This window comes from Gorillibacterium terrae, from assembly GCF_051594785.1.
GTDB lineage: Bacteria > Bacillota > Bacilli > Paenibacillales > NBRC-103111 > Gorillibacterium.
Genome location: NZ_JBPPGI010000001.1, coordinates 49,520 through 75,589, shown reverse-complemented (window position 1 = coordinate 75,589; position 26,070 = coordinate 49,520). Strand labels below are relative to the sequence as shown.

19 protein-coding genes are annotated in these 26,070 nt (G+C 62.6%); 10 read left to right on the top strand and 9 right to left on the bottom strand.

Translation table 11 applies throughout. From position 1 onward, the window contains the following. Position 1: 1 nt before the first annotated feature. Both ACSEXS_RS00290 and ACSEXS_RS00285 read left to right on the top strand, forming a co-directional pair. A complete protein-coding gene (locus ACSEXS_RS00290) occupies positions 2-1,903 on the top strand; it encodes a heparinase II/III domain-containing protein (protein WP_438431187.1) in 1,902 nt (633 codons plus the stop codon). 4 nt (positions 1,904-1,907) lie between these two features. Then, positions 1,908-2,192 carry a hypothetical protein gene (locus ACSEXS_RS00285; RefSeq protein ID WP_438431186.1) on the top strand — a complete coding sequence of 95 codons (285 nt, stop codon included), beginning with the start codon at positions 1,908-1,910 and terminating at the stop codon, positions 2,190-2,192. Positions 2,193-2,288: 96 nt separating this feature from the next. Here the strand turns inward: ACSEXS_RS00285 and ACSEXS_RS00280 are convergent, their stop codons facing one another. Next, the gene (locus tag ACSEXS_RS00280; protein ID WP_438431185.1) at positions 2,289-4,670 is read right to left on the bottom strand and encodes an ATP-dependent helicase; all 2,382 of its coding nucleotides are present in this window, start codon (positions 4,668-4,670) and stop codon (positions 2,289-2,291) included. 348 nt (positions 4,671-5,018) lie between these two features. Here ACSEXS_RS00280 and ACSEXS_RS00275 point away from each other — a divergent pair, with 348 nt between their 5' ends. Together ACSEXS_RS00275 and ACSEXS_RS00270 are read left to right on the top strand one after the other, a co-directional pair. Then, entirely contained in the window at positions 5,019-8,498 is a 3,480-nt protein-coding gene (locus ACSEXS_RS00275; protein WP_438431184.1) for a response regulator, read from the top strand. 24 nt (positions 8,499-8,522) lie between these two features. After that, positions 8,523-9,722 (top strand): ATP-binding response regulator, encoded by a 1,200-nt coding sequence (locus ACSEXS_RS00270; RefSeq protein ID WP_438431183.1) that lies wholly within the window; start codon positions 8,523-8,525, stop codon positions 9,720-9,722. A gap of 311 nt (positions 9,723-10,033) precedes the next feature. On the opposite strand, the gene ACSEXS_RS00265 is transcribed toward ACSEXS_RS00270, so the two are convergent. Then, positions 10,034-11,380 (bottom strand): glycoside hydrolase family 30 protein, encoded by a 1,347-nt coding sequence (locus ACSEXS_RS00265; RefSeq protein ID WP_438431182.1) that lies wholly within the window; start codon positions 11,378-11,380, stop codon positions 10,034-10,036. A gap of 132 nt (positions 11,381-11,512) precedes the next feature. On the opposite strand from ACSEXS_RS00265, the gene ACSEXS_RS00260 reads away from it, so the two are divergent. Further along, a complete protein-coding gene (locus ACSEXS_RS00260) occupies positions 11,513-12,301 on the top strand; it encodes an AraC family transcriptional regulator (RefSeq protein WP_438431181.1) in 789 nt (262 codons plus the stop codon). A gap of 134 nt (positions 12,302-12,435) precedes the next feature. On the opposite strand, the gene ACSEXS_RS00255 is transcribed toward ACSEXS_RS00260, so the two are convergent. From ACSEXS_RS00255 to ACSEXS_RS00245, 3 genes are read right to left on the bottom strand one after another with little or no spacing between them, the layout of a single operon-like run. Further along, entirely contained in the window at positions 12,436-13,779 is a 1,344-nt protein-coding gene (locus tag ACSEXS_RS00255) for an MFS transporter (protein ID WP_438431180.1), read from the bottom strand. A gap of 39 nt (positions 13,780-13,818) precedes the next feature. Beyond that, positions 13,819-14,451 carry a guanylate kinase gene (locus tag ACSEXS_RS00250; protein ID WP_438431179.1) on the bottom strand — a complete coding sequence of 211 codons (633 nt, stop codon included), beginning with the start codon at positions 14,449-14,451 and terminating at the stop codon, positions 13,819-13,821. Between the two features lie 51 nt (positions 14,452-14,502). Beyond that, positions 14,503-15,342, bottom strand: coding sequence for a YdcF family protein (locus ACSEXS_RS00245; RefSeq protein ID WP_438431178.1), 840 nt, complete (start codon positions 15,340-15,342; stop codon positions 14,503-14,505). Positions 15,343-15,542: 200 nt separating this feature from the next. On the opposite strand from ACSEXS_RS00245, the gene ACSEXS_RS00240 reads away from it, so the two are divergent. Further along, positions 15,543-16,649, top strand: a complete 1,107-nt coding sequence (locus ACSEXS_RS00240) for a threonine aldolase family protein (RefSeq protein WP_438431177.1) — start codon at positions 15,543-15,545, stop codon at positions 16,647-16,649. A 233-nt stretch (positions 16,650-16,882) separates the two neighbouring features. Here the strand turns inward: ACSEXS_RS00240 and ACSEXS_RS00235 are convergent, their stop codons facing one another. The 4 genes from ACSEXS_RS00235 to ACSEXS_RS00220 all read right to left on the bottom strand — a co-directional run bounded on the left by ACSEXS_RS00235 (position 16,883) and on the right by ACSEXS_RS00220 (position 21,401). Continuing rightward, entirely contained in the window at positions 16,883-17,695 is an 813-nt protein-coding gene (locus ACSEXS_RS00235; protein WP_438431176.1) for an ABC transporter permease, read from the bottom strand. Further along, entirely contained in the window at positions 17,692-18,723 is a 1,032-nt protein-coding gene (locus ACSEXS_RS00230; RefSeq protein ID WP_438431175.1) for an ATP-binding cassette domain-containing protein, read from the bottom strand. The genes ACSEXS_RS00235 and ACSEXS_RS00230 overlap by 4 nt, the downstream gene beginning before the upstream one ends. Before the next feature lie 350 nt (positions 18,724-19,073). After that, positions 19,074-19,787, bottom strand: coding sequence for a glycosyltransferase family 2 protein (locus tag ACSEXS_RS00225; protein WP_438431174.1), 714 nt, complete (start codon positions 19,785-19,787; stop codon positions 19,074-19,076). Positions 19,788-19,880: 93 nt separating this feature from the next. Further along, positions 19,881-21,401, bottom strand: a complete 1,521-nt coding sequence (locus ACSEXS_RS00220) for a glycoside hydrolase family 43 protein (protein WP_438431173.1) — start codon at positions 21,399-21,401, stop codon at positions 19,881-19,883. 182 nt (positions 21,402-21,583) lie between these two features. Between ACSEXS_RS00220 and ACSEXS_RS00215 the strand changes: the two genes are divergently transcribed. From ACSEXS_RS00215 to ACSEXS_RS00200, 4 genes are all read left to right on the top strand, one after another. Further along, on the top strand, positions 21,584-22,723 hold the full coding sequence (locus ACSEXS_RS00215; RefSeq protein ID WP_438431172.1) for a family 8 glycosyl hydrolase: 1,140 nt from the start codon (positions 21,584-21,586) through the stop codon (positions 22,721-22,723). Positions 22,724-22,982: 259 nt separating this feature from the next. Continuing rightward, a complete protein-coding gene (locus ACSEXS_RS00210; protein WP_438431171.1) occupies positions 22,983-24,320 on the top strand; it encodes an MDR family MFS transporter in 1,338 nt (445 codons plus the stop codon). Between the two features lie 217 nt (positions 24,321-24,537). Beyond that, the gene (locus ACSEXS_RS00205; protein WP_438433048.1) at positions 24,538-25,071 is read left to right on the top strand and encodes a prepilin peptidase; all 534 of its coding nucleotides are present in this window, start codon (positions 24,538-24,540) and stop codon (positions 25,069-25,071) included. A 111-nt stretch (positions 25,072-25,182) separates the two neighbouring features. Then, positions 25,183-26,028, top strand: coding sequence for an SAF domain-containing protein (locus ACSEXS_RS00200; protein ID WP_438431170.1), 846 nt, complete (start codon positions 25,183-25,185; stop codon positions 26,026-26,028). The last annotated feature ends 42 nt before the right edge of the window (positions 26,029-26,070 follow it).

Sequence of the window (26,070 nt, the reverse complement as noted above, 5' to 3'; positions counted from 1 at the left end):
CATGGAAACGAATCGGAATAACGGGCCTGAGCAGGAAGCACGGGCCCGTCTGAACGAAGGAGCTAAGCGGATGGTCTCCCCTAGCCGGGAGCTTTATGCCACAGAGGAGGGTTGGAAGGCCTTCTGGACGAGCTTCGGCGCCTCGGACGCCTTCCGCTTGGACCGGCAGGAAATCTTGTCCGAGGCGGATCGGCTTCGGCATGCGCCGATCCCCGAGCTCGGCTACTCGCTGTTCATCCACCTCTACCGGCACGGCACGCGGCTGGAATACGAGCAGGCGTATTTCGAGCGGCGGAGAATGCTCAATATTTTCGCCCTGCTCGCCCTGTGGCAGCCGGAGCGGGAGGACTACGCCGCCAAGCTGATCGAGGTGCTTTGGGCGATCTGCGGCGAGGTGACCTGGTGTGTGCCCGCGCATGTAAACGAAGAGCGTCCGCTGCATGCGATCGATCTGTTCTCCGCCGAAACGGGCTTCACGTTCGCCGAGCTGTTGGTGCTCTTCGGCGACCGGCTGCCGCCGCTCGTTCGCAGCTATATGCAGCATCTCGTCCGGGAGCGGCTGTTCGTTCCCTTCCTGACCCATGGCCCTTACCATTGGGAGAGCATGGAGAACAACTGGTCTTCCGTCTGCGGCGGCTCGATCGGCTCCGCCGCCCTGCTGCTCCTGGAGGACGGGGACGAGCTTGACGCCATTCTGAAGAAGGTCGAAGGCTGCATGGATACGTACCTGGGCAGCTTCGGCGACGACGGAGCCTGCCGGGAAGGAATCGGGTATTGGAATTACGGCTTCGGTTATTTCACCTTCTATGCCGATCTTCTGCGCAGGCGCAGCGGCGGAAGCCGGGACCTGTTCCGGGCGGAGAAGATTGCCCGGATCGCCGAATTCCAGCAGAAGATCTACCTGAGCGGCTCCGCCGTGGCCAATTTCTCCGACAGCCACGCGCATGTCCGGGCGCATCTGGGGCTCTCCCGCTATCTGGCGGCCGAGTATCCCGGGGTGCAAGCGCCGCCCGACTCCCTGCGCGCCGATTTCCGCGAGGATCACTGCAACCGCTGGGCGCATGCCTTCCGCAACCTGTTCTGGCGCGACCGCTCGGCGGCGGGGGCGGATTGGCCGCCCGCCGGCTTCTACCTGGAGGACGCGCAGTGGCTCGTCTCCCGGGCCGCCTCGCCGCTCGGGATCTGCGGCTTCGCCGCCAAGGGCGGCCATAACGACGAGTCGCACAACCACAATGACCTCGGCCACTTCCTGCTCGCGGGCGAAGGGCGGCCCTTCCTGGCCGATCTCGGCTCCGGCGAATACACCAAGTCGTATTTCGGTCCCACCCGGTATGAGATCGCCTGCACGGGCTCCCAGGGCCATTCCGTGCCGATCCTGAACGGGCGGCTGCAAGCAGCCGGGCCCGAATCCATCGCCCGGGTGCTGGAAGCGTCGGTCGGGCCGGACAACGGCGAGGACCGGCTGGTCCTGGAGCTGGCCGCCGCTTACCCCGCCGGAACGGTTCGGTCGTTCACCCGTCGGTTCGTCTGGAGCAAAGGCGATCTGCCGCAGCTCGCCGTGAACGACCGGTTCCAGCCGGACGGCGAGGAGCCGCTTGCGGTGACGGAGCGCTTCGTCACCTGGATTCGGCCGGTACCGGCGGGCCGCGGCCGCTATCTTTTGATCGACGGGGGCCGGCTTGCGGTCGAGATTCGGTTCGACCCGGCGGCATTCGTTCCCGAGGTCGCGGAGCGCACCCATCGCGGCCACGGCGGGCGGGACCAGCTCTGGTATACCCTCGACTTCCACGCTGCCCCATCGGCGCAAGCGCGGGAAGCGGAGTTCCGCTTCCGGTTCTGCGAAGCGAATGCAGCGGTGTTAGAGACGGAATTAGAGGCGAAATTAGACAACGGAGGACGATGAAGCGATGAATCATCCGCAGGATTGCCCCGCATGGGTCGAGGAAGCGTGGGAGCGGTCGCTTGCGAAGACCCTCCGCAACGCCGGGCGGATCGGAGCGAGCTTTCCCCACGCCGCGAACGGCGGCGTCTACGTTGCCGCCGAGCCGGGCTGGTGGACGGCGAGCCCGCCTGAAGGGCTGCGGTCCCTTCTATTGGCAATAACCGGCTTCGGCGGACACAAAAAAGCAGGAAATGCGATGCAGCGGACGACCAAGTCCGTTGCGGCATTTCCTGCTTTTTCCATTGCCTAATGGAGCCCCTCCGCCAACGAAGCGGCGCGGGAATCAGCTGAACCGCTTGGCCGTCTTGACGGAAGCTTCAGCCGCACGCCAACTTCACCGGATGGCTCAGGCCGGTCCGGGAAGCGGCTCGAGCAGTCCCATCTCCAGGCAGACCGGCAGGGAGAACTTCCGGGCCTCCGAGCCGAAACGGATCAGGATGGTGTCTCCGCTTACCTCGCCCACTTCGCCGATTCCGACGAGTTGGTGCTTGACGCGCGCTCCGACGCTCAGCTGCGCAAGCAGGCGCTGGCCCTCGGGGCGCAGCATTGCGGGCGGCCGCGCTTGCGGTACCGCTGACGGGCGCGCCGGCGGACCTGCCGCGAACGGCTTGGCCGCCTGGGTCCCAGCCGTTCGCGCTCCGCCTGGCCGCGTACCGGTCGGCATCGCCGCCGGTGACCGCTGCCCGCCCGGACGTCCAGAATTTGGGCGGGTCGTCTGCCCGCCCGCCGCCTGGCCCGCCTTGCGCGGCGCTCCGCCTTCCGCTCCGCCCGTCAGCTCGCGGACCGCCCGCATGAACCGGGATTCCTTGAGCTTCTTCTTGCCCCGGCTGCGGTAAGCCATCAGCTCCAGCCGCTCGCGGGCGCGGGTCATGCCGACGTAGAACAGGCGGACAGCTTCCTCCATCCGCCCCGGATCGGCGTCGTCCTCCGAGGGAAAGACCCCCTCGACAAGGTCGATCAGGTAGACGCGGTCGAATTCCAGCCCCTTCGCGGAGTGGAAGGTGGATAGGGTGACAGCGGGCTGATCCTTGCGCGGGCCGGGCTTGGCAAGCCGCGTCCGCAGGTAGGCGATGCGCTCGGCGAATTCCTCCATCGACAAGAGCGGCTCGGCGATATCCTCCAGCGTGTCCAGCAGGTCGAACAGGTAATCCCCGCCCGCTCCGAGCCGGGCGCACTGCTTGTCCAGCGCCTTGTCGTAGCCGAGCTCCGAGCGGATCGTACGGATCGCGGCGAGCGGCGGACTCCCTTTGAGCGCGCGCAGGGTGTCCCTCGCCTCCGTTATCGGACGGATTTGATAGTCCTGGAGAGAGGGCAGGTTCAGCAGGCAGTCGAACACCGGCTCGCCGTTCGCCCGTTCCCGAACCTCCGCCATCTGCTGCCGGCTGATGTACCCGTTCATTTTCAGATGAACCTTCTCCAGAATCTCCGGCCGCCTCTCCGTAAACGTCAGCCGCATGAAATTCAGGATGTCCTCGACCACCCAGTGATGGAGCTCGTGCTCGTCCCGGTCCTTCACGCGGAACGGAATCCCCGCCCGGTCCAACCGGTTGATCAGGGCGGATGCCGAGTGGTTGTTCCGATACAGGATCGCCACCTCGGCCAGATCCGGCGCCTGCCGGATTTCCCCGACGAGCTGCTTCGCCTGCTCGGCATACTCGGCGAACGAGCGGAAACGGATCGGCTCCCGGCCCGGGTTCGGCGTGGTCATATTCTTGGCATACCGGTTGCGGTTGCGCTTGATGAATTCGTTCGCCGTCCGGACGATTTCCTGCGACGACCGAAAGTTATGCTCCATATAGAGAAGAGCGGCGTCGGGATAAACCCGACGAAACTCGAGCAGATAGCCCGGCTCGGCTCCGCGCCAGCCGTAGATGCTCTGGTCGTCGTCGGCCACCACGCACAGATTTCGGTGCCGGCGGGCCAGCTTCTCCACGATGGCGTGCTGGACGAGCGAGTTGTCCTGACTCTCGTCGGTCAGCAGGTAATCGTAGCGGTCCTGATACCGCCGCAGCAGGCGGGTATCGCGCTCCAGCGCTTCGTTCGCGAGGGTCAGCATGTCGTCGTAATCGACGAGCCGCCCGCCCGGGTAATCGGCCTTGAACCGCTCGAACGCCCGCAGCACCTGAGCCGCATGGGGCAGGCCCGCCTCGCGGCGGCTCCACTCGCTCTCCGGGACGAGCCCGTTCTTCATGCAGCCGATCCAGGTCGCGAGCTCATCCAGCCGGTCCTCCGCCGGGAGTTCTCCAGCGGCGGTTTTGTAGAGCTGCCGCAGAATCCGCCGCTTGGAGAGCAGCTCTCCGGCGGCGGGCGCTTCCCCTTCGCGGCCTTCGTGCAGCACCGCTCCTTCCCCGCCTTCGTCCTCCCGGGTTCCTTCCAGCACCCGAAAGGCCATTCCCCTCCGACGAAAATCCTCGCGCGCCACTTCAAACGCCAGGCTGTGCAGGGTGGAGAAGCCCGGCTTCGGCAGGTCGGGAAACCACTTGGCGAACCGCTCCTTCATGTCCTCGGCGGCCGCCCGGCTGAACGTCACCGCTTTGATCCGCTTCGGATCGCAGCCCTTCACCTGCATCAAATACCCGATGCGGGAAATGACCGTAGTGGTTTTGCCCGAGCCGGGAACCGCCAGCAGCAGCACCGGCCCCTCGGTCCGCCGGACCGCCTCCTCCTGAACCGGACTCAGCGAGACCCCTTTTTTCCTCATCTCGCCGAAAAATTCGCGTTCCTTCATCTTCCCTACCCCTTCTGCCGCTCCGATCGGCCCCCTCCTGCCGGGGAGGCCGTTTGCTAGGATACCATACCCTCGAAAGCCTTGCTGCGTCAAGCCAAGAGGCATCCGACTACCTCCCTTTTGCACGCCGATCCGATCCGTTTTTTGTCCTCTCGGCCGCTCTTCCAGCCCCCGACCCCATCAGCCCATGCCTCGCTGTCACGAATAAGCCACGAATGAGTTTAAATCCTACAACTTTGAACGGAAAAGATCGGAATTGGCGGCTTTGCCATGTCTTTGTCCGTTCATTCACGGTATAATAAAGCGTCTTTGAAACGATCAAGAATCTATCAAGAATAAGGTGAACGGATGACCATACAATCGAGAGTTCGGTGGGGCGCAGCTGCCGCTGGAGCGGGGTTTGCCGGAATCGCGGCAACCGCCCTGGCTTTTACGCGGGGTGTTCCGCTCTTCATGCTGCTGACGTTCTGCCTGATCGGAATTATCGCGGTATTCGCGCTTGCTTCGCGGACCCTTCGCGCCTTCGGGCTGGGGCTCAGTCAGTTGTCCTCCATCGCGAGGAGCATGGAGTCGGGCGAAACGACGGCGGATCTTGCCCAAGACGCCGGGGATGAATTTCACGGGCTCGCCCGCTCCTATCACGAGCTGGCTGCGCAGATGCGACTTAAGGCGGAGCAGGAATCCGAGCTGCGCCAAGCGGCGGAGGAACAGGTCTGGATCAACCGCCAGGTCTCGGAGATGGCCATCGTGCTGCAGGGATCGGTGAAGGTGGAAACGGCCGCCGCCATCTTCATGAGCAAGCTGGCGGGGGCGGTCAAAGCCCATTACGGCATCCTGTACATCAAGCGGGACGACCGACTGCATTTTGCCGCCGGTTACGCTCACGAGGAGAAGCTCGAAGCCCGCGAACCCATCGCCGTGGGACATGGTTTGGTCGGCCAGTGCGCCTTCGATAAGCAGCCCCTCGAACTGGACGAGCTGCCCAAAGGATATATTCAAATCCGTTCGGGACTCGGGGAAGCCGCGCCTTCCCATCTCTTGATCGTCCCGATTTTCTACGAAGAGGATGTCGTCGCCGTGATGGAGCTGGCTTCCTTCCGGACGCTGGACGATCGGGAGCGCCGGCTTATCGACCAAGTCAGCCGCAACTTCGGGGTTCTGCTCAACACTCTCTCCGACGTGGTCCGGATCGACGAGCTGCTGCGGGAAACCCTCTCCCAGAAGGAAGAGCTGGAGACGCAGACCGAGGAGCTGCAAGCGCAGACCGAGGAGTTGCAAGCGCAGACCGAGGAACTGGAGGCGCAGGCGGAAGAGCTGCGAGTCCAGACCGAGGAGCTCAGCGAGCAGGCCGGTCTGCTTGTCGCCTCGAACGAGAGCCTGCGGCTGGAGAAGGAGCAGACGCTCCGGCAGAAGGATGAGATCGAGCGGCAGGCGGACGAGGTGCTCCAGCAGGCCGAGGAGCTGCGGACCCAAGCCGAGGACCTGCGCCTGTCGTACGAGACGGCCACCCGGCAGAAGCAGGAAATCGAGCAGCAGGCGAGCGAGCTTGCGGCGCAGGCCGAGGAGCTCCAGGGGCAGCGGGACGAGCTTCAGGCCCAAGCCGAGGAGCTGCAGGGGCAGCGGGACGAGCTCCAGGCCCAAGCGGAGGAGCTGCAAGCCCAGACGGAAGAGCTGGCCGCTTCCAACCGGAATCTGCACGCGCAGATGGAGCTGACCGAGCGCCAGAAGCTGGAGATTCAGGCCCAGGCCGACGAGATCTACTTGGCCGCCCAGCACAAGTCCGAGTTTCTCGCCAACGTGTCCCACGAGCTGCGCACTCCCCTCAACAGCCTGCTGATCTTGTCCCAGATTCTGGCCGAGAACAAGGAAGGCAATCTGCAAGCCAAGCAGCTCGAGTATGTGCACACCATCTTCTCCGCAGGGAAGGATCTGCTCCAGCTCATTGATGAAATTCTGGACTTGGCGAAGCTGGAGACGGGCAAAATGCAGTTTGTCGTCGAGTCTACGGAGCTGCGCGAGGTAGCCGACCAATTGTTCCGAACCTTCGAGCTGCAGGCGCAAAAGAAGGAGCTTGCCTTCGATATCCGTCTCGACCGCAAGGTTCCGGACGCCATGGTCACCGACGGCCACCGGCTGCGCCAGGTGCTGCGCAACCTGCTGTCGAATGCCCTTAAGTTTACCGAACGGGGTTCCGTGCTGCTCGACATTCGCCGGGGAGACGGCGTGACCGGTCTGCAAACGGCGGCCACCGCGGAGGATGTCGTCTTCTCGGTTACGGATACGGGAATCGGCATCCCCGTCGCTCAGATCGAGAGCATCTTCGAAGCGTTCCAGCAGGCGGATGGCACCACGAGCCGCAAATACGGCGGTACCGGGCTCGGCCTCACCATCAGCCGCGAGCTCGCCGGCCTGCTCGGAGGGCGGATCGAGGCGGATTCTACCGTCGGCCAGGGCAGCGTCTTCCACTTGATCCTGCCCGCTTCCCGGACGGACGCGCCGCAACCGGCGGCCGTCACTTCCATCGCCGCCGCCGAGCAAGCCTCGAAGGACAAACCGTCCTTCATGGAATCCTTCGTGCCGGACATCTCCATCGCCAATCCGAAGCTGCTGCAATTCTCGGAGATGGAGGACGACCGGGCCGGCCTGTCCCCGGAAGACACGGTGCTGCTCATCATCGAGGAGGCCGCGGACTTTGCCGCCTTCCTGCTGCAGCTCGCCCGCAGCCGCGGCTTCAAGGCGATCGTGGCCTTGCAGGGCGACCAAGGGCTCGCCCTCGCCCACGCCTACAAGCCGGATGCCATCCTGCTCGACACGGACCTGCCCGTGCTCGACGGCTGGTCGATCATCAACCGGCTGAAGAGTCGGCCCGAGCTGCGCCACATCCCCGTGCACGTCATCTCGGCGGAAGAGACCAACCAGCAATCGCTGTCGCTCGGCGTGCTTTCCTTCTGGAAGAAGCCGAAGGATCCGCAGGAGCTGGAAACCTCCTTCCTGCAGATCGAGAGCTACATCCGCCGTCAGACGAAGAGCCTGCTCATCGTCGAGGACAACCCGGATCTGCGCAAAGGCCTCGTCGCCTTCATCGCCCACCCGGACGTCCACATCACCGCCGTCGCCACCGGACGGGAAGCGCTGGAGCAGTTGACGCTGGAGCATTTTGACTGCATGGTGTTGGACCTCGGCCTCTCCGATATCTCCGGCTTCGATCTCTTGGAGCAGATCAAGACCAACCGCAAGCTGCAGACGCTGCCCGTGATAATCTATACCGGCAAGGAGCTCAGCAAGCAGGACGAGCAGCGGCTGAAGCATTACGCCGAGAGCATCGTCATCAAGAACGTCCGCTCCATGGAGCGGCTGTACGACGAGACGGCCCTCTACCTGCACCGCATAACCGCCGACCTGCCGCCGGATAAGCAGAAGCTGATCGAGAAGCTGCATAACCCCGAGGCGGCGTTCGAAGGGCGGCGCATTCTGCTCGTGGACGACGATATGCGCAATATCTTCGCCCTCTCGAGCGTGCTGGAAGGCTATAACATGGAGATCCACTTCGCCCAGAACGGCCGGGAAGCGCTGCGGATGCTGGACGAGCTGGAAGGGGTCGAATTGGTCTTCATGGACATCATGATGCCGGAGATGGACGGATACGAGACCATGCGGCAAATCCGCAGCAAGACGGAATATGAGAATCTGGTCATCATCGCCCTGACCGCCCGCGCCATGGAGGAGGACCGGCTCAAGTGCCTGCAGGCCGGAGCCTCGGATTACATTCCCAAGCCGATCAACACCACTCAGTTGGTGATGATGCTGAAGGCCTGGCTCATTAAATAGACACAGAGAGCGGGGAAACAAGAGATGGAATATCCGATCAAAATCTTGTTGGTGGACGACCGGCCGGACGAATTCACGTCCGTTCAGGCACTTCTCGTGGGCACCACCTACGAGCTGATCGGCGCGTCCTCCGGCATGGAAGCCCTGAAGCTGCTGCTGGAAAACGAAGTGGCGCTCATTGTCATGGACGTCATCATGCCGGATATGAACGGCTTCGAGACGGCCAAACGGATCAAGATGCGCAAGAAATCGCAGGATATCCCGATCATCTTCCTCACCTCTCTCACCTCGGAGCTGGAGGATTACATGATGGCGTATTCGGCCGGCGCCATCGACTACATGACCAAGCCGATCCACCCGGAAATTCTCCGCAGCAAGATCGAAGCGTTCGTCCGCCTCTACGAGGCGAAGAAGAATCTGCATCTGCGCACGCTGCAGCTCGAAGCGCGGACCCTGGAGCTGGAGGAAACGAACCGGGTGCTGAAGGACCTGAAGGAAACCGCCGAGATCGCTTCCAGCATCAAGACCTCCTTCCTCGCCATGATGGGGCATGAAATTCGTACGCCGCTGAACGGCATCCTCGCCATGTCGGAGATGCTGAAGGAGGCCGAGGGACTCGACGAGGAGAATCGGGAGGCCGCCGATATCATTCATACGAGCGGCGTCGGGCTGCTGTCCGTCATCAACCACATCCTCGACTATTCCAAGCTGGAGGCCGGGAAAATGGAGCTGGACCACGCTCCCTTCGACCTTCCCCTCTGCCTCGGCGAATCCGTCGATCTGTTCCGGGCGCTGGCCCGGCAGCGGGGGCTCAGCCTCGATACCTTCATCGACCCGACGGTTCCCCGGCGCCTCATCGGAGACGCGGATCGGCTTCGCCAGGTGCTGAACAACCTGATCGGCAACGCCATTAAGTTCACCGAGTCGGGGGGCGTCAAGGTCTACGTCTACAAGCGGGACGAATCGGAGGAAGGCTTGAAGCTGGAATTCATCATCGAGGATTCCGGGATCGGCATTCCGGCCGACAAGATGGGCCATCTGTTCCAGCCCTTCACCCAGATCCATTCCTCCATGACCAAGAAGACCGGCGGAACCGGACTCGGGCTGTCCATCTGCAAGACGCTGGTCGAACTGATGGGCGGTACGATTCATGCGACCTCCAAGCCCGAGGACGGAACCATGTTCACCTTTTCCATCCAGGTGAAGGCCTGCCCGGAGGAGTGAAGCCGGAGACGGACAGGTTGCGGGTTGCGGGTGGGTTGCGTAATGCCGGGTTGCCGATTGTCCGGCTGCGGGTTACCGGTTGCGGGTTACCGGTTGCGGGTTACCGGTTGCGGGTTACCGGTTGCGGGTTGTGCGGATTGCGGGTTGCGGGGTGTCGGATTGCCTGCCGGCTGCGGGTTGCCGGTTCTCGGCTGTCCGGTTCACCGTTCGCCGTCCGCTCGATTCCCCGCTATCTTGAAACCCTACACCAACGTAAAAAAGGGAGCCGCCGGCTCCCTTTTTCCCATGGTTCAACCTTTACCCCGATTCGCCTACCCGATCAGAAGCGTCTGGATCGCATGCGCCGGAATGGCGCCCTCCGCCAGTTCTCCCCGCAGACGCAGCGCGTACGGCAGTTCTTCCTCGCTGCGGTTCAGCACGACCACGGCCAAGGTGCCGTCGGGGTTGCGGAACGCGGTAACCTCCAGCCGGTCCGTGTAGCGCGAGCTGCCGATGCGAACCGCGCCGGAACGGATGTATTTGCTGAAATGGCCGATGTAATAATACGAGCTTTCGAATACCAGTTCATCCCGCAGGGTATCGCCGATGATCGGAGCGTCGCAGTAGTTGCCGACGTGATTCGGCCCGCCCTGCTCGTCGAGCAGGATGTTCCAGTCGGTCCAGCAGGAGGTCCCGTGGTTCAGGTTGCCCAGGAGATCGTGCCCGTACCGTTCGCCGGTCTTCCAGGAGCCGAGTTGAACACCGCCTTCCTGGCAGCCCTCGCTGAAGAACAGCGCCTTATCCGGAAAACGGTGCTGGACCGCCGACAGCGCCTCGAAGTGATCCCCCGAATACCAGTGGAAGCAGATGCCCCAGATGTACTTGGACGCCTCCGAATCTTCGAACGCGGCCTTCGCCCGCTCGTAGACCCGCTCCTTGTTGTGGTCCCAGATCAGGATCTTGATGTGTCCGAAGCCCGCCTTCTCCAGCGCCGGTCCCAGATGGTCGCGGACGAAATCCTTCTCTTCCTCGGCCGTATACACGCAGGAATCCCAAGTCTGCACCGCCTTGGCTTCGTTCTGGACGCTGACGGCCCAAATGTCGATGCCCTCCTCGGCATAGGCCTGAATGTACTTCACGAACATCTGCGCCCACGCTTCGCGGTATTCCGGCTTTAGCTTGCCGCCGCGGTTCATCTCCCCGTTGGTCTTCATCCAGGCGGGCGGGCTCCAGGGCGACGAGAACAGCCGGAACCCTTTTCCGACCAGCTCCTTCGCTCCTTGAATAAGCGGCAGAACCGCCTCCCGGTCGCGGGCGATCGAGAAGCTCTTCAGTTCGGTATCCTCTTCCTCCACATAGGCGTAGTTGCCCAACGAAAAATCGCAGCTTTGCATATGCGAGCGGCACAAGGTGTAGCCAATTCCGCGCTCCGGATGAAAATACGCCTCCAGCACCCGCCGCCGGTTGGCCTCCCCCAGCTTGGCGAGCGTCACGCCTGCGGCTTCCGTCAGCGCCCCGCCGAAGCCTTCGATCCGCTGGTATTCGACATCCTCGTACAAGTTGATCACCTGCATCTCCCGCCCTTCGGGATCGGGCCCAAAGGAAAGCGCCGGTTTTTCCGTCAACCGGTCTTCCGTGCCCTGTGCAGTTTGAATGACGCGAACGTTGCCCCTGCCCATTGAAATCAGCCTCCTGTTCGTCTCTTGCTTCCCCCTCATTATGCAGGAAGAAGCGCTTTCCTTGTAGAAACGATATGGTTGAAAACCTCAACGATCCGGTCATCCATTACTTAAGGAAGGGAGATGTTCTCCATGGAAGGGGTCTTCATTCAGCTCTGCGAGTATTCGCGCCATGTTCAGCCGTTCCGCCATCTGTTCCGCAGCGGGCTCGATACGTATGTCATTCGCCTGCAGGCCGAGGGGGAGGCCGAGGTTCTGATCGACGGCCGTCTCGTCCGCGTGCTGCCCGGCGATCTGCTGCTCTTCCGTCCGGGAGAGGTCTACGATCTGCGCATCGGGGAAAAAGAATCCCCGCTCGGCCGGAGCGGGGATTATTACGTCATGTGCACGGGCAGCCGCGTCGACGACTGGTGGGACCGGCAGCCCCGCCCGAAGAAGACCCGCATCGCCGCCGACGGCCGAATCCAGAGCGCTTGGCAGCAGCTCATCCTGGAAAAGCGGCGGCTGGACGGCGGCAGCCCGGCCATTCTGGAGGCGCTGTTCACCGCGCTCTGCCTGCTGCTGGACCGGGCCATGGCGGAGTCGCCCGTCTCCGCTTCCCCGTCCGCTCTCCTCGCCCTGCGGATGAAGAGCTACATCGAGGAGCATGCGGCGGGGCCGCTTCGGCTGGAGGAGGTGGCCGCCCATGCGGGACTCAGCGTCACCCGCGCCGTCCATCTGTTCAAGCAGCAGCAGGGCCTGTCGATTCTGCAGTACGCCGGCCAAATCCGCCTGGCGATGGCCCTGCGGCTGATGGACAGCACTAACCTGACGCTGGAGGTCATCGCCGAAGAGTGCGGCTTCGGCAGCTACACGTATTTCCACCGCGTCTTCCGCGAGCATTACGGCGTAGCCCCCGGCCAGTATCGGCGGAGGGGGTAGAGCCGTCGCAGCGGTGGACCGGAAGGAAGGCATCGAGAGGGACGCGCCGGAAGGGGGAAGCCCACAACCGTTCGGATGAGGGTCGAAGGGATGAAGCCGACCGCGGACGGCTTGGCTTGCGCTCTCCGGAGCGGCTAGCTCTGAGCCTGCGGCTTCTCCTCGGCACGATGGACCTGCAGCTTATCCCGGTTTAGCCCGGCGAGCAGGCACACGGCGAGGCTGAACAGCCCCGTAAGCGTATAGACGAAGGCGATGCCCAGCCGGTCCGTCAGCCAGGACAGCAGAAGCACCGATAGTCCGAACAGCGTGTAGCTGAGCGTATTCTCGGCGCTCATCACCTTGGGCAGCTTCCGCTCCGGACAAGCCTGCTGAAAGACGGTCCGCTGCGTTACCTCGCGCACCTGCTGAAACGGTCCCATCACGACCGTCATGGCGAGCGCCAGCCAAGGAAGGGTCGTATGGGCAAAGCACAGGGTCAGCACCCCCATCACTCCCGCCCCCAGGGTGATCCATCCGGCGGGATTGCGGTTCAGCCGTTTGGTCAGGGACACGACCAGCAAGCCGCCGAGGATCGCTCCGGCGAAATAGCCGCCGTTCAGGAAGCCCCACCATTCGGTGCCCTGTCCGATCTGCTCCTTCACGTAGATGAGCAGGAGCGCGCCGATCCAGGAGGCGCCGACCAAGCCCTCGACGATCTCCATCGTCAGGATGAGCCGGAGCGTGGGATGCTGCGCAATGGTTTGCCAGCCCTCGCGGATGGAGGCCCAGCCTCCGGAAGCGGGCCGCGCCGTTCCGCCATCCTTCCCTTCCGCCGGAAGCTCCGCCGCCGCCGAGTCCCCGGCCGCCACGATCGTAGCGTCCGTCGCCGGGGAGTCGGACAAGAGCGGGCCTTCGGCTGGGGCGGACGGCCTCTCCGGCTCGCGGAGCAGCAGCGTCAGCACCAGCGAGATCGCGTACAGGCCGAGAATGCCCGCCATCGCCGCCTGGCTGCCGATCCAGGCGACAACTACGCCGCCGCCGGCCCAGCCCAGCATCAGCACCGTCTGATCGGTGGTGGACATCAGGCCGTTCGCCTTCAGCAACGCCTCTTTCCCGGCGTAGAGCGGGATCAGCGAATTGCGGACGGGGGTGGTGATCCCGTCCGTGAACGACAGCAGGGCAACCAGCGCAAGCGCGACGGGAATGCCCGCCTCCGTCATATTCCGGGCGAAGAGCGCAAGGCCGCCGAAGAGGATCACCTGCAAGAGCTGCGAGAGCTTGATCAGCGGGGTAAGGCGGAACCGGTCCAGGAGAAGCGGAGCCAGCAGGCCGCAGCTAAGCTGCCCCGCCACGCGGGCAAGGGGAATCAGCGAGGAGAACAACGCCGACCCCGTGAGCCCATAGACCACCGTGACGATCGTCAAGATATAGAGGCTGTCCGCCAGATTGGAAATGCTTTGTCCCGTCCACAGCAGCCGAAACCATTTGGGATACGCCATAATCGAAGAATTCCTTTCCTAATGAATGGGGCCAGCCGTTTAATCCGGTTCGGCTGCCTCCGGCATTCCGTTTGATGCCTCCGACGCTCCGGGCCGGGCGCGCAAGCCTGCGGCCGACGCTCCGAACCCCGCCCGCAGGCAATCGACAAGCGCCAAGGCCGACCCGCCGCAAGCATCCGAATTGTTGACGGCGAGATCGCACTGGCGCAGCGCTCGAACTTCTTCCTCATAGCCGGAGAGCCGCGCCTGCCGATCCGCCTCCCCGAGTTCTCTCTCCGCCAGCCTTCGGCGGCAATCCTCCCGCTCGGCGTACACGCCGACGAGCAGGACCCGTTTGGGATAGAGGGCCTTCAACTTGGCCGCTCCGGGCGCATCGAGAATAATCGATGTGAGTTCGCCGGCTTCGAGCGCCTGCCGGATGGCATCGAGCGTCGTGCCATAACGTTCTCCCCGATAAAGGGTGGTTTCCAGAAACAGACCCCTCCGCTCCATCTCGTCCATCTCCGTCCGGGTGGAGAAGACATAATCGACCCCGTGCTTCTCTCCGGGCCTGGGCGAGCGCGAGGTCCAGGTTACGATCCGGCGGGCGTTCAGCCGGGCCTGCAAAGTGGTCTTTCCCGAGGCGCTCGGCCCCTGAAAGACGATCATCGTCGGCGAATTTGCTTCGTTCACACCGGAACCCCTCCTTCCCGCCATGGTTGGACATGCCGCTCATCACTGCTTTTATCGGTCCAGAAGATAGGACTTGATCCAAGCGAGGTACTCCCGGGCATAGCTGTTGACCCGAACCGTGATCGGCGTGCCGCAGGTGATCCCGTAAGCGGTCAGTCCGTTTCGCCTCGCCAGCATCTTCGCCCGCAGCATATGAAAATCGCTCGTGACGATCATCACCCGAGGCTTGCCGCCTCCGGCCATATCGGGCAGCAAAGCTCGGGAAAATTGGAAGTTCTCCATCGTGCTCGTCGCCTTGTCCTCGAGCAGTATCCGTTCCGGCCCGATGCCGGCCGAAACCAGATACCTTCGCATGGCCTCCGCTTCCGTAATGTCCTCGCCGAAGCCCTTCCCGCCGGTGACGACCGCCTTGGCTTCCGGGAACCGGTTCAGGTATTCGATGCCTTTATCCAGCCGTTTCTGAAGAAGCGGGGACACCGTCTCCCCCTTCACCGCCGCTCCGAGGATGATCACATAATCAGTGCGAACCTCCTCCTGGGAGCGGGTATTGATCAGGATGAACGACTCCACCAGAACGAACGACAGCACAAGCAACGCGAGCCCGGCCGCTAGCGTCCGGCGCAGCGGACGATGGGCCAGAATCGGACTGCCCCGAAACGCCGTCAGCTTCAGAACGGCGTAGACGGCGAGCGCAAGCCCGACCGCTCCCGGCAGCAGCGTTCCCGCATTTAGGTTGGTACGGGTCAGGAGGACGATCGTATCTCCCATCCCGAGCAAGCCGATGAGCAGCAGGCCGATAAAGGCGATCCGGCTTCCCCTTCCGCTTCCGCCGTCCTGCCGACCGGGTCCGCCGGGACTTCTCCGCCCGTTTGCGCCTCGCTTCATGTTCATGGTTGATATCTCCCATCTCTCTATTTCGATCTCTCTTGAATAACCGGGTAGTAGTATCACCTTACCAGAACAAGCCGGAGACTTCCATCCCTGGCTTGGGCGGACCTCCGACACTTCTCTTTCAACCGTTTAATCGGCCCCCTCGCTTTTGTCCCGTGCTATAATGACACCAAGACCCATACCCGAAAAGGAGAGATACGATGACGTCCCCCACGGCCTTGGCGGATGCCTTTACCGCCGCACGTTACCCGCTACCCGGACACGGCAAACGGGAAATTGGAGTGTTAAAGGAAGCGTTTGCCCAAACGGAAGACAGCCTCCTCTCGGACAACTACGGCAAAGGAGCGGTCATCGAGGACTTTCAAACGGAGATCGCCGAAGCTTTGGGCAAGGAAGCCGCCGTGTTTTTTCCCAGCGGCACCATGGCGCAGCAGATTGCGCTGCGCCTCTGGTCCGACCGGCTCGGCACGAAACGGGTCGCCTATCATCCTCTCTGCCACTTGGAGATTCACGAGCAAGACGGATTAAAGGAGCTGCACCATCTGGAGCCGACGCTCCTCGCCTCCGCAGACCGGCTGATCACGCTCTCCGACGTTGAGTCGCTCGAAGGCCCCGTGGCTTGCCTGCTGCTGGAGCTGCCACAGCGCGAGATCGGCGGGCAGCTTCCTCCGTTCGAGGAATTGGAAGTCATCTCCGCCCACTGCCGGGAGCGCGGCATCAAGCTGCACCTGGACGGCGCCCGGCTGTTTGAGGCGCTGCCGTATTACGGCCGCACGGCCGCCGAGGTATGCCGCCTGTTCGACAGCGTCTACGTCTCCTTCTACAAAGGCATCGGCGCGATCGCCGGAGCGATGCTCGCCGGTCCGGCCGACTTTACCGAGGAATCGAAGATCTGGAAGCGGCGCCACGGCGGCGACCTTTTTGCGCTCTATCCGTACATCATCCCGGCCCGCCATTATTACCGGGAGCGGATCGGCCGAATGGAACGCTATTACCGGGAGGCGCTTGACCTGGCCGCCCGCTTTAACGGCTGCCGGGCCGTTCGGACCCTGCCGGCCGTGCCGGTGTCGAATATGTTCCATGTACATTTCGGCCTCCCGAAGGCGGAGGCGGAAGCGGCGCTCGTCGAGACGGCGGAGCGGACGGGCGTGGCGTTCACCGCCTACTTGAAGGAAACGGGAGAAGCCGGCTGCTCCTTCGAATTCAGCATCGGCGACCGCTGCGCGAACGTTCCCCGGGAAGTCCTGGACGAAGCGTTTGCCGTTCTCGACGCGCGGCTGTCGGAAGCTGCGGACCGGCGCGGCTGACGGTCTAGCGCCGTTTGCGCGGATGCCTGACGGCTGAGCACCGGTTGCGCGGATGGCTGACGGCTGAGCGCTGTTTGCGCGGACGGCCGGCGGCCGAACAGACGGGGGTTCGCGGGATCGGCCAACTCCGGCGATGATTAACGGGATAAACCAAAAGCGCGTTTTCCGCGAAGGCGTCGGCCTTTCTCGGAAAAACGCGCTTTTTATATAAATGGCGTTAAGCGTTCGGCCGCTCAAGTCCGGCGCATATATGCTCGGACCGTGATGGGAGCGAATACCGCGACGATGACGGCGGCGCCGATCAGCGAGATGGCCAGATCGCTGCCGACCGTTCCGGAATTGACCAGGTCCCGGACGGCCGTGACCAGGTGGGAAATCGGGTTGGCCTTCACGAACCATTGGAGCCAATGCGGCATGGTGTTTACCGGCACGAAGGCGTTCGAGAGAAAAGTGAGCGGGAACAGCACGATCATCGAGATCCCCTGAACGCTGGAAGCCGTGCGGGCAATGACGCCGAAGAAAGCGAAGATCCAACTGATCGCCCAGGAGCAGGCGATGACCAATGCTGCGGCGAGTGCGACATGCCCCAAGCCGCCGTCCGGGCGGTAGCCCATGAGATAGCCCATGGCGAAGGTGAGCACCGTGGCGATCGTATAGCGGACGGTATCCGCGAGCAAGGCTCCGGCCAAAGGAGCCACCCGCGCGATGGGCAGCGATTTGAACCGGTCGAAGACGCCCTTTTCCATATCCTCGCGCAGTTGAACGCCTGTTACGACGGAGGTGGTAATCACCGTCTGAACGAGAATCCCGGGGATAATCACCGGCAGATAACTGCCGACGTTTCCGGAAATCGCACCGCCGAAGATATAGGTGAACATCAGCGTAAACAGGATCGGCTGCAGCGTGACATCGAACAATTGCTCCGGCGTGCGGCGGATCTTGAGCAGCCCGCGCCAGGCCATCGTCAGCGAGTGGCGGACCGCTTGGCGCAGGGTCGTACGGTTGCGCAAAGGCCGCGCAGCGGCGGCATGAATCGAGCTGCTCATCGCACAGCCTCCTCTCGGTATGCCGGTTCCTCGGTATCCTCGGAGTCCTCTTCCTTCACTCCGTGTCCGGTGAGGGTCAGGAACACCTCATCCAGCGTCGGCTTCTGCACGCTGAGTCCGGCGAGCGGGATGCCCGCTTCCCGCAGCGCGATCAGAAGATCGGCGACCCGATCGGCATCGCCCATCGGGGCGGCGATTCTGCCGGCCTCCGGAGACAAGGCGGACGGCACTTGCAGCACCCGCTCCACGATTCGGCGGGCGCTGGCGGCATCCTGCGGCCGCAGGAGAGCGAGGTGGAGCGAGGAGGTGCCGACCGAGGCCTTGAGGTCGTCGACGGTGCCCTCCGCCACGACCCGACCGCGGTCGATCACCGCGATGCGGTCCGCCAATTGGTCCGCTTCCTCCAGGTACTGGGTCGTCAGCAGCACCGTGGACCCGGTCTGCACCAGGCGGCGAATCGTCTCCCACATCTGATTGCGCGTCCGCGGGTCCAGCCCGGTGGTCGGCTCGTCGAGGAACAGGAGCGGCGGTTGGGCGATCAGACTCGCCGCCAGGTCCAGCCTTCGCCGCATGCCGCCGGAGAAGTGTTTGAGCGGGCGCTTGGCCGCTTCGGACAGGCCGAATTCCTCCAGCAGCTCCGCCGCTTTCTGCCTTGCTTCCGCCCGGCCGAGCCCGAGCAGCCGAGAGAAGATGACCAGGTTCTCCGTGGCGCTGAGCGATTCGTCCACGGAGGCGTATTGGCCGGTTACCCCGATCAACTGACGGACGACTTGCGGCTCCTTCACCACATCGTGCCCGAAGATGCGGGCCGTTCCGGCATCCGGCTTCAACAGGGTCGCGAGCATCCGGATGGTCGTCGTCTTTCCCGCCCCGTTCGGGCCGAGCACGCCATAGATCATTCCCGGCTTCACCTGCAGGTTCACCCCGTCCACCGCCCGGCTGCCGCCGAACGCCTTGACGAGCCCGCGCGCCTCGATGGCCCATACGCCGCCATCCGGCACGCCTTTTCTGTGTTGGGTTTGTTTCACTCTTATCCCTCCATCCGATTGATGGCTCTACTGTACCGCCTCTATGTAAACGCCGTTTAAACGGACATGCGATTGCCCTCTGGCCCATTCTCACCTTACTGCAACCCGCACCGGCCCAGAACCGACCTTCGGCGAAAAAAGAACTGGACCAAGGTCGCAGGGTCTCCGCGCAGAAGTGATGCGGTCACGCCAAAAAAGCCGTCCTGCGCAAAATTCACTGGCTGGGGAACGGCTTTTTTCGGTTATGAAACGTGATGCAGCCCACGGGAATCCCCACTCTTGCCGCACGCCTTTCCGACGGCTGCCGGTCCTGGCGGCACCGCAGCGCCGAATGAAGCGCATGGAAGAGGTTATCCGCGGAAGGCGGCGACTCCCCGGTAATCGTCCGTCACCGCGAGGGGGATGCTGCCGTTCCGGTAAAAATCGTCATTCGCCCGCCAGGTATGGCTCTGTTTGTTTTTGCGGCGGATGTAGACGTACCGGTACGGAGAGGTGGCGTACGTCTTGAAGCCTTTGGTCCGACAGGCCGTCAGAAAACCCACGTCTTCGCCGACGGACTTGTCGGGGAACCAAACTTGACGGAGGACGCTCCTGCGGAAGAGGATGGTGCCGCCCTGCACGAATTCCACCTGCTTGTTCTTTTCCTGGGGAGAACGAATCAGGAGCTGCCGCGCGCCCTCCAGGTAGACCAGGCAGGCATGCTTGCCGACGATATCGCTGCCGGTGCGCAGAAGCGCCCCGACCTGCTCCTGCAAGTAGTCGGGCGAGTAGTAATCGTCGTCGTCGAACTTGGCGATAAGCGGATAGCGGGTCTTCTGAATGCCGCAATTCAAGCTCTGGCCGAGCGAGATTCTCTCGGGCACCTGATAGACGGCCACCTGGGACATCCCTTGGGTCCGGCGGCGGTATTCCTCCACATTCATCCGGTCGTTGTTCAGGACGATGACCAGCTCCTTGCGCGGGTAGCGCTGTCTGCGGAAGTTGGCGAGCAGATTGTCAAAAAAAACCGGCCGGTTTGTGCAAACCACCAGGGAAACGCCCGGCCACTCCCTCGATCTCTTCAACCCTATCCCTTCCTCTCCTTCGATTCTTCCACGATATGAGAGAAAGGAGAGCTCCGTGTCGGCGAACACCGAGGGAGGGCCGTCCGCTATCGGCTACTCCTCCAGAGGCTCGTAGTCGAACCATTCGAACCGGGCGGGAGACTCGGAGCGGGCTCCGTTGCCGGTCGCATACATGGCCATGAACACACCGGTGAAGCCGCCCGCCACCTCGGTAGCCAAGAGTGCGCATTCCCCTTGGCCGAATGGGATGAACCCTTCTTCGTGCTCCGAGAAGCCGAAGGCATAGCGCTCCCGGTCGGCCTTCACCGTCAGCACGACCGAATCCGCTGTCCAAGGCGCTTCGTTCTCGACCTTCCACAGGCTGCCGATTCTCCGTCGGAACACCAGCTTGCGCTCGCCCAAGGTCCGAACCAAAGCAATCTCGTAATGGAAGCGTTCGTTCATATAGACGGCGAGTCCCGCCTCTTCCCCGTCCCGCTGCGGGGCGAAACTCAACCGGACCGATACGCGGCAGTCGAAATGCTGCTGCCTCCGCCCGACAAACGCCGGCGAGGCCGCGTCGTTCAAGGTAACCCGCGCCCCCCACAGCGTCAGGCTTCCCGGCTGCTCGGCGAGCGTCCAATTATCCGGCTCGGGGTTGCGCAGGAACGTCCAGTGGGGGGCCAAGGCCGCCGCGTCAAAATCGTCCCGGACCGGAGACGGCGGATTCGGCAACAGCCGCAAGCCCTCCGACGGCATCGTCTCGTCCACGGTCCCTTCGCGGCCGACGACCGGCCAGCCGTCCTCTGTCCAGGCGACGGGGGCAAGGAAGGTTTCCCGGCCGAGGTGATGGCGGTTCGGATAGCCGACCGGCCGGATGCCGAGGAAGACCATCCACCAATTGCCGTCCGGCGTCTCGACCCAATCGGCATGGCCCGTCGCGTGGATCGGCGCAAGCCGGCTTCGGTGCGACAGGATCGGATTGGACGGGCAGCTCTCGAACGGCCCCTGCGCGCTCCGGCTGCGGGCGAGGGTCACCATGTGGCCGTATTCGGTGCCGCCTTCCGCGATCATCAGGTAATACCACTCCCCGATGCGATAGAGGTGCGGCGCTTCCGGGTATTGCCCGCCGGTTCCTTTCCACAAGAGCCGGATGTCGGACAGCCGCTTGCCGGTGGCGAGGTCGATCCGGCTTTGATAGACGCCTTGGCCTTCTTCACCGCTCCAGGAGGTGGTGTAGTAGACCGCTCCGTCCTCGTCGAAGAACAGGTCCGGGTCGATGCCCGGCTGATCGATGAACACCGGGTCGGACCACACGCCGAACGGATCGTCCGTCTTCACGTAGAAGTTGCCGCCGCGGGTTACATTGGTCGTCGTCATGTAGAAGGTATCGCCGTGCAGCCGGATGGTCGGCGCATAGACGCCGCAGGAGCTGGGAACCTCCCGCAGATCAAGCTGTTCGCGACGGGTCAGGCAGTGTCCGATCTGCCGCCAATTCACCAGGTCTTTGCTGTGGAAGAGCGGCACGCCGGGAAAATATTCGAACGAGCTGGTAACCAGAAAATAATCATCGCCCTTTCGGCAAATGCTCGGGTCGGGATGAAAGCCGCAGATCACGGGATTACGATACGCCATCTCAGAGGAACGCTCCTTTTTGGATGAAATAAACGGTTACAGCGTACCACATTCCCTCCGAATCGAAAAGAAAGGTTTGGTCCGCGCGGATTCTCTTTAGTTTCGGGAGGAAAACGCTTTAATATGGACAGGAGCCGGTATGATATACTGAGAACAAACGACATACTTGGAGGTTCCTTCCGATGACCCAGCAGCAAACGCCGTCCGAAACAAGACCTTACCGAAACCGATTCGGGGAGCTCGGCCTCGGCGAAGACGCCATCCGTTCGAAGCTTGAAAAGACGTGGTCGGACTTGTTTTACGGCGACCCCGACACTCGCATCTATTATCCGATGGACCCGGACAAAGGGTACATGCTCGACACCGGCAATCTCGACGTACGGACCGAGGGCATGTCCTACGGCATGATGATGGCCGTCCAGATGGACAAGAAGGACGAATTCGACCGGTTGTGGCTGTTTTCCAAGACGTTCCTCCAGCACCGGGAGGGCCGCTACCGGCACTATTTCGCCTGGCACTGCAAGCCGGACGGGACTCCGCTGTCTCCCGGTCCCGCTCCCGACGGCGAAGAATTCTTCGCCCTGGCCCTGTTCTTCGCCTCCCATCGGTGGGGAGACGGCCCCGAGCCGTTCAATTACGCCGAACAAGCCAGGATCATCCTCCGCGCCTGCCTGCACCAAGGCGAACAAGGCGAGGGCGATCCCATGTGGGACGCTGCGACCAAGCTGATCAAATTCGTTCCGGAAGCTCCCTTCAGCGATCCTTCCTATCATCTGCCGCATTTCTACGAGCTGTTCGCGCTGTGGGCGGACGAGCCGGACCGCCCGTTTTGGAAGGAAGCGGCTGCAGCGAGCCGAGCCTATCTGCACCTGGCCTGTCATCCGGATACCGGGCTGTCTGCGGAATACGCCAATTATGACGGAACCCCCGCTCCCATTCAGCCCCATGGCGATTTCCGCCACTTCTACAGCGACGCCTACCGGGTAGCTGCCAACATCGGGCTTGACTGGGAATGGTTCCGCGCCGACCCGTGGCAGGTGGAGCAGTCCAATCGGCTGCAGCGGTTCTTCCGCGGCGTCGATCCTGCCGATTACCGCCGGTATACCGTCGACGGGAAGCCCTTCGACGAACCGGCCCTGCATCCGGTCGGGCTGCTCGCGACGATCGCCATGGCCTCCCTCGCGGCCGACGGGCCGGATGCGGCGGACTTCGTCCGGCGGTTCTGGGAGACTCCCCTGCGGACCGGTCCCCGCCGCTATTACGACAACTGCCTGTATTTCTTCAGCCTGCTGGCCTTAAGCGGTCAGTATCGAATCTATTAAAGAACGGCCACGCTGGCCAAAAAAAGAAAACCGAGCCGCCCCGGAAATTCTTCCCGGTGCGCTCGGTTGTTTTTATATGGAACATACGTTCGTTTTGCGGGGCAATTCAAGCAAAGAGGGGCTGCCTCGTTTTTCATAATCTTAGTATAAATCAAAGCGAAGAATAAGTCTATATTTTGCAGGGGCGTTGGGCTATAGTGAAAAATGCCCGCCGGCCCCGCCATTCGCCAATTCCGCCCGGCCGGGCAAGGAGGAACCCGTGCCGATTCGTTCGTGGAGTGCCAATCTGAAAGTCCGCCTGCTTGGCGAAGCGCTGTTCAACATGCTGTTCTGGATGTACTTTCCCTTCATCACCGTCTATTTCGGAGACGCCTTCGGCAACGGAATCGCCGGGCTCTTGATGACCGTCCCGCCGCTGTTCAGCCTGATCGGCAGCCTGGCCGGGGGCGCCATGGCCGACCGGCTGGGCCGAAGGCCGGTCATGCTGGCCGGAACTACCCTGCAGACGCTCATGTTTGCCTTGTTCGCGTTGTCCCCGTCGCCCTGGGTGGACTACGCCGCCTTTATCGGCATCGGGCTGGCCGGGGCCGTCTACCGGCCGGCGAGCACAGCCATGGTGGCCGACCTGGTTCCCGTTCAGCACCGCCGCCAGGTGTTCGCCACCTACACGACCGCCAATAACATCGGCGCCGTGCTCGGTCCCGCCATCGGAGCGGTCCTGTTCTTCCGGTACCGCCAGGAGCTGCTCTGGGCCTGCTCCGGCGTGATGCTGCTGTACTTCTCTGCGATCTTCCTCACCGTTCGGGAAACCCTCCCGACTTCGGCGGGTCGGAACTCCGCCTCCGTCTCCGCGGATTCCCGCGAAGGAACGGCCGCATTGCCGGCCCACCCGGTTCCGTCCGGCCCATTCGCTTTCCCGCTCTCTTCGATCGTTCAGGCCTTCGTCCGCCAGATGAAAGGGTACGGGGTGATTTTCCGCGACAAGGTATTCCTCGTCTATTCGCTCGCCGGCATCTTCTCGCTCGTACCGATCCTTCAGCTCGACATGTACCTGGCCGTCTACATCACCAATCACGTCCCCGCACAGGCCATCGTCCCTTGGCACGGGGCTCCGGTTCTGTCCGGCAAGGCCATCTTCGGCTGGCTGCTCGGCTTTAACGGCCTGCTGTTCGTTCTGTTCATTCTGCCGGTGACGAACTGGTTTCACGGCTGGCGGGAACGCGACGTGTTCATCCTCTCCTCGCTGCTGTCGGGGGTCGGCACCTTCCTGGTCGGGGTGTATTCGAACTTCTGGTACCTGTTCGTCATCACCATCGTCTTCACCTTCGGCGAGATGGTCCGGTCTCCCGTAAGCCAAAGCTTCATCGCCCGCTACGCCCCCGAGCATGCCCGCGGCCAGTACATGGGGGCAGACAACCTGCAATACACGTTCGGCAAGTTTCTCGCTCCCCTCACCGTGTTCCTCTCGGGCTGGCTGCCGCCGATGGCGATCTTCAGCGTCATACTGGGCTTCGCCGCCGTCAGCATCGGATTCTATGTGTGGCTGTTCCGGATTTACCGGGAACCGAGCCAGCAGACGGATTCCGCTGTGGGTTAATAGGAAATATATCACGCCATTGGTTATGAATGGAGTTAACAATCTCTCATATGGATGCCCCACCATCGCTAAACCGGAAATTCGGTTGCCTCCACCCGCTTTTCCCTATTCTCTGGTAAAGCCTGTCTTCCGTCGGACGTGCGGATGGCAGGTCTTTTCCGCTTTTTGAAAATCTTTTCGACACGGTTCTGCAAAAAACGAGTTTCCGACAAGCAGAATTGGGGCCATCGATTCATATTCGCTTCCGATTTTCGCGGGTAAATTTCTGGAAAGACCCCGTGGAGAGGAGGAGAACAACCTGTTCCATTCCCCGCTGCTGCTTCTCCCCCTGCTGCTCATCCTGGCAATCTCCGCCTGCACGGACTTGCGCAGCCGGCGAATTCCCGATTGGCTCACGCTTCCGGGCATGGCCTATTTTCTTCTGTACCATTTGGCTGCCGGAGGGCCGATTGGAGGCTATCTTGCCGGATTCGCTTTGCTGGGAGGAACCACGCTCCTGCTCGCGGTCTTGACCCGCGGTCAGATCGGCGGCGGCGATATCAAGCTGTTTGCCCTCGTCGGCCTGGCGCTTGGCTGGGAAGCGGGACTCGCCGTACTGGCGGGCTCCACGCTGATTGCGGCGGCGTTTGCCCTGCCCCTTCTCGTGCTGCGGCTGGTGAAGCCGGGCTGGCGCCGGATTCGGGAGTTGCCGATGGCGCCGTTCATCGCCGTATCGGCGGCAACCCTGATGGGAGCAGCGGTCTTCATGTAAACCAAAGGCGGAACCGGGCGAATCCATACATAACGAATCACAATCCAAGCCGCACGGCAGTCCACGTCCCGGTCCTCCGCCACTACCTAAGTGGAAAGGAGCCCTTGCAGAGTGTTTGAATCGAAACGCCGTGCCCTGATTTTCTTCTTTCTCTCGATGGCCGCCGCTCTGGCCGCTGTGTTTCTGTTCTCGGGTTATGTGCAGAGAACCAAGGAGAACATGGGGGAGATGGTCCCCGTCATGGTGGCCAAAAAACCGATCATGGCGGGCCAGGACATCACCCCCGACATGCTCGGCACCCGGCAGGTCCCGAAGAAATACGTGCTTCCGTCTCTCCTGAAGTCGGCAGACGAGCTGCGGGCCAAACGGTCCGCCGTCGCCGTGGCAGAGGGCGATCTGCTGACGTCCTCCATGCTCGTGGACACGACGCTGGTCACCGGCGAACTCCGTCAAATTCAGCTGCGCGCCCCGCTTGCAGTCTTTGACGACACGATCCAATTCAACGACAAGGTCGATCTGCTGTACACCTACGAATTGCCCGGTACAACAAACACAGGCGGCGGACAGCAGGAAAACCGGCAGACCAAGCTGCTGTTCGAGAATGTGACGGTCAACTCGGTGACCAAGACCGACAACCAGATTACGGCTCTCGGCATCATCCTGCCGCTGTCCGATTCTCCGAAGATGGTATGGGCGCTGAACTACAGCAAGGAGGTTCGGGTGCTGAAGCGCAACGGGGATACTTCCGCCTCCTCGGCCGATTCGCAAGCAGCTTCCTCTCCGGAACCGCAGGGTCCGGCCGCTTCGGCTTCGCCCGGCGCAACTCCGTCGGCAAGCCCCAAGGCGAGCGTCAGCCCCAAACCTTCGGCTTCCCCCTCGCCCAAGGCGACGGCGAAATCGACCGCGAAGGCAACGGCCAAACCGACACCCAAACCATCCGCCACCCCCAAGAAATAGTCAGGCCGGTTCTAAAAAGACAGGACCGCCAGAAAGGAGAGA

What these genes read in the sequence shown, in the direction of transcription:
- ACSEXS_RS00270 (WP_438431183.1), top strand. Translation starts at nt 8,523, where the DNA reads ATGGAATATCCGATCAAAATCTTGTTGGTGGACGACCGGCCGGACGAA.
- ACSEXS_RS00235 (WP_438431176.1), bottom strand. Translation starts at nt 17,695, where the DNA reads ATGAGCAGCTCGATTCATGCCGCCGCTGCGCGGCCTTTGCGCAACCGT.
- ACSEXS_RS00260 (WP_438431181.1), top strand. Translation starts at nt 11,513, where the DNA reads ATGGAAGGGGTCTTCATTCAGCTCTGCGAGTATTCGCGCCATGTTCAG.
- ACSEXS_RS00275 (WP_438431184.1), top strand. Translation starts at nt 5,019, where the DNA reads ATGACCATACAATCGAGAGTTCGGTGGGGCGCAGCTGCCGCTGGAGCG.
- ACSEXS_RS00255 (WP_438431180.1), bottom strand. Translation starts at nt 13,779, where the DNA reads ATGGCGTATCCCAAATGGTTTCGGCTGCTGTGGACGGGACAAAGCATT.
- ACSEXS_RS00215 (WP_438431172.1), top strand. Translation starts at nt 21,584, where the DNA reads ATGACCCAGCAGCAAACGCCGTCCGAAACAAGACCTTACCGAAACCGA.
- ACSEXS_RS00240 (WP_438431177.1), top strand. Translation starts at nt 15,543, where the DNA reads ATGACGTCCCCCACGGCCTTGGCGGATGCCTTTACCGCCGCACGTTAC.
- ACSEXS_RS00220 (WP_438431173.1), bottom strand. Translation starts at nt 21,401, where the DNA reads ATGGCGTATCGTAATCCCGTGATCTGCGGCTTTCATCCCGACCCGAGC.
- ACSEXS_RS00245 (WP_438431178.1), bottom strand. Translation starts at nt 15,342, where the DNA reads ATGAACATGAAGCGAGGCGCAAACGGGCGGAGAAGTCCCGGCGGACCC.
- ACSEXS_RS00285 (WP_438431186.1), top strand. Translation starts at nt 1,908, where the DNA reads ATGAATCATCCGCAGGATTGCCCCGCATGGGTCGAGGAAGCGTGGGAG.
- ACSEXS_RS00280 (WP_438431185.1), bottom strand. Translation starts at nt 4,670, where the DNA reads ATGAAGGAACGCGAATTTTTCGGCGAGATGAGGAAAAAAGGGGTCTCG.
- ACSEXS_RS00265 (WP_438431182.1), bottom strand. Translation starts at nt 11,380, where the DNA reads ATGGGCAGGGGCAACGTTCGCGTCATTCAAACTGCACAGGGCACGGAA.
- ACSEXS_RS00290 (WP_438431187.1), top strand. Translation starts at nt 2, where the DNA reads ATGGAAACGAATCGGAATAACGGGCCTGAGCAGGAAGCACGGGCCCGT.